Genomic DNA, 3,416 nt, shown 5'->3' with positions numbered 1-3,416 from the left:
CCGAGGACGACTCCCATGCCATCTTGGACAACTACCTCGCCGCCGGCGGAAACTTCATTGACACGGCGGATGTCTACAGCGCCGGGACGTCTGAGGAAATCATTGGCCGCTGGCTGGCCAAGCGGAAGGATGCGCACCACCAGGTGGTCATCGCCACCAAGGGGCGCTTTCCCATGGGAACCTCACCGAACGACGTCGGAACCTCCCGCCGCCATCTGACCCGCGCGTTGGATAGTTCCCTGCGGCGCCTGGGCGTGGAGCAGATCGACCTCTACCAGATGCACGCATGGGACCCCATCACGCCGATCGAGGAGACACTGCGTTTCCTGCACGACGCCATTACCAGCGGCAAGATCGGCTACTACGGTTTCTCCAATTTCCTAGGCTGGCAGCTGACCAAGGCCGTCCACATTGCCAGGGCCCATGGATGGAACGCACCCGTGACGCTGCAGCCCCAGTACAGTCTGCTGGTGCGCGAAACCGAGTCGGAGATTGTGCCCGCCTCGCTGGACGCCGGGATTGGTCTACTGCCATGGTCCCCACTAGGCGGGGGCTGGCTCAGCGGCAAATACAAGCGCGACGAAACGCCAGCTAGTGACACGCGCGTGGGCGACAACCCGACGCGCGGCATGGAGGCGTGGCAGGAACGCAACGACAACCCGCACACGTGGGAGATCATCAGCGCCGTGGAGGACATTGCCGCGACCCACGGCACCAGCCCGGCGCAGGTGGCACTGGCGTGGTTGGCCAACCGCCCCGCCGTCACCTCGGTGATCCTCGGCGCCCGGACCACCGAACAACTTGCGGACAACCTTGCGGCTGCCCAGCTGGAACTCTCCGAGGAGGAAACCCGCCGGCTCACGGACATCAGCCAACCGCGCGTGGGCGTGTATCCCTATGGGCTCAAGGCGCAGGAACAGCGCAGCCGGAAGGTGGAAGGCGGCCGGTAAGCAGCGCACGACGGCGGCCATTGGGTTTGGGGGCGGGCGGTGCACAGCAACGGTCTAGGGTTGGACGATGCCTCTTGATTGGGAACAGATAGTTGTTGATGCGCTGGATCCGCAGGCCCTTGGACGCTGGTGGGCCGCTGCCTTGGGCTGGGTTGTCACGCTCGACAGCCATGAAGAGTTTGAGATTCGTCCAACTGTGGATTCAACGCCGGGGATGATCTTCGTCCCCGTGAAGGAAAGCAAGATGGCAAAGAATCGGGTGCATCCTGATTTCCGGCCAGACAACCAGCAGGTCGAGGTAGCGAGGCTGTTGTCGATGGGTGCCCGGCGCGCCGACGTCGGGCAAGGCGAACAGCCCTGGGTTGTTTTGCTCGACCCCGAAGGCAATGAGTTCTGCATTCTGAACACACCCGGCAGCTGACTGTCGTCTCAGCTGTACAACCACCAATGGGACAAACACGCTGGCAAGCAGACCCAATGCGATTTTTCCAGTCAGCCCGGAAGGGCGGGGACGAAGCTGTGTCACTGCAGGCTGGAACTGCCAAGAGTGCCATAGTGTTCAACACAGAGTGTTTTTCCAGTCGATGACTTCAATGACGAAGCAATACCTCAGAACACCAACAAAGGACACCCAATGCGCGCAAAATTCGTAATTCCCGCACTGACCGCCGCCGCAGCCCTGATGCTGACCGGTTGTGTCGATAACAGCGCCACCGCCCCGGGCGGCAGCGAGTCCGCCTCGGCAGACGCCGTCGTGGTTAAGAAGGATGATGCGATCGCTGCATCCCTTCCGGCCAAAATCAAGGAAGCCGGCGTGCTCAACGTGGGCATGGCCAACAACTACCCGCCGAATGAGTTCAAGGATGCCAACGGACAGCCTGCCGGCTGGTCTGTAGACCTGACCAACGCACTGGGCCAGGTCATGGGTTTGAAGGTCAACTTCGACATTGGCACGTTCGACAACATCCTTCCGGCCATCAATGGCGGCAAGGACGACATGGGCATGTCCTCGTTCACGGACACGCTGGAGCGCGAAAAGCAGGTCGACTTCGTCAACTACTACCTGGCCGGCATCCAGTGGGCCGCACCTGTGGGCAAGACAGTGGATCCTGATAATGCCTGCGGGTTGAAGGTTGCCGTGCAGGCAACCACGTACGAGGACACCCATGAAGTTCCAGCCAAGTCCAAAGCTTGCACGGATGCAGGCAAGGCGGCCATCACCATCTTCAAGTTTGACACCCAGGACCAGGCGACGAATGCCCTGGTGATTGGCCAGGTCGACGCGATGAGCGCAGATTCACCCGTCACGCTGTACGCAATCTCAAAGACGGACAAGAAACTCCAAACTGCTGGCGACGCCTTTGAAGTTGCCCCGTACGGGATGCCGGTCGCCAAGGACAGTGAATTCACGCCGGTGCTCCAAAAGGCCCTTCAGGCCCTGATCGACGACGGCTCCTACGGCAAGATCCTGAGCAAGTGGGGCGTGGAAAGTGGCGGAGTCAAGTCAGCCACCATCAACATGGCCGCGAAGGGCTAACCGCCCATGTCCACTTCAAGCCAAGATCCCATTTCATCAACGGCACCCGGACCGCCGGACGGCGCTGAAGACGGCGAGGTGGTCAAGGCAATCCCGCTTCGCCACCCGTGGCGTGTCTTCATCGCAGTTGTGCTGGTGGCCATGCTGGCTGTCTTCATCATCGATGCCGCCCAGCGCAAGGACTTTGGCTGGGCGGAAGTGGGCAAGTACATCTTCGACAAGCGGATCAGCCAGGCTGCACTGGTCACCCTCCAATTGACGGTCTACTCAATGGTCCTCGCCATTGCGCTGGGCCTGCTGCTGGCCATCATGCGGCTTTCGCCCAACCCTGTGGTGAAGAGTGTGGCGTGGCTCTACATCTGGATCTTCCGTGGCACCCCCGTCTACGTGCAGCTCGTGTTCTGGGGAATCGTTGCCCTGATCTACCCCGTGCTGACGGTGGGAATTCCATTCATGACTCCATGGATTTCCTTCGACAACTCAATCTTCACCAACCTGTTCGTCACCGCCATCATCGGACTGGCGCTCAATGAGGCCGCGTACATGTCCGAAATTGTCAGGGCGGGGCTCCTCTCCGTCGATGAAGGCCAGGAGGAAGCATCGCGGGCCCTGGCCATGTCGTGGGGGCAGACCATGCGCTACATTGTGGTGCCGCAGGCCATGCGCATCATCATTCCGCCCACCGGCAACGAGGTGATCTCGATGTTGAAGACCACCTCCCTTGTTACGGCAATCCCGTTGAGCATCGATCTCTACGGGGTATCCCGCGGCATATCCGCCGTCACATTCACACCGGTGCCGCTGCTGATCGTGGCCTGCATTTGGTATCTACTGTTTACGTCCATTTTGATGGTCGGCCAGCACTTTATCGAAAAGCGGTTCTCCCGCGGTTCCGGCCAGCGCAAGGCGGAGAAGGTTTCCGGCCCCCA

Annotated in this window: 4 protein-coding genes; all 4 read left to right on the top strand. The window is 60.7% G+C overall.

Annotation, left to right across the window (positions count from 1 at the left end):
* The coding region (locus tag Q4P21_RS15545) for an aldo/keto reductase (protein ID WP_303389634.1) at positions 1–950 on the top strand (950 nt) is incomplete at its 5' end.
* Between the two features lie 67 nt (positions 951–1,017).
* Positions 1,018–1,371: a VOC family protein gene (locus tag Q4P21_RS15540; protein WP_303389633.1), complete on the top strand. Its 354-nt coding sequence runs from the start codon at positions 1,018–1,020 to the stop codon at positions 1,369–1,371.
* Between the two features lie 213 nt (positions 1,372–1,584).
* Positions 1,585–2,487, top strand: coding sequence for an ABC transporter substrate-binding protein (locus tag Q4P21_RS15535; protein ID WP_303389632.1), 903 nt, complete (start codon positions 1,585–1,587; stop codon positions 2,485–2,487).
* 6 nt (positions 2,488–2,493) lie between these two features.
* Positions 2,494–3,416 (top strand): amino acid ABC transporter permease (locus Q4P21_RS15530; protein ID WP_303389631.1); only part of this gene is annotated, 923 nt, incomplete at its 3' end.

It is taken from the genome of Arthrobacter sp., assembly GCF_030540645.1.
Classification (GTDB): Bacteria; Actinomycetota; Actinomycetes; order Actinomycetales; family Micrococcaceae; genus Specibacter.
This window is presented reverse-complemented; position numbering and strand designations above follow the sequence as displayed.

What these genes read in the sequence shown, in the direction of transcription:
- Q4P21_RS15540 (WP_303389633.1), top strand. Translation starts at nt 1,018, where the DNA reads ATGCCTCTTGATTGGGAACAGATAGTTGTTGATGCGCTGGATCCGCAG.
- Q4P21_RS15535 (WP_303389632.1), top strand. Translation starts at nt 1,585, where the DNA reads ATGCGCGCAAAATTCGTAATTCCCGCACTGACCGCCGCCGCAGCCCTG.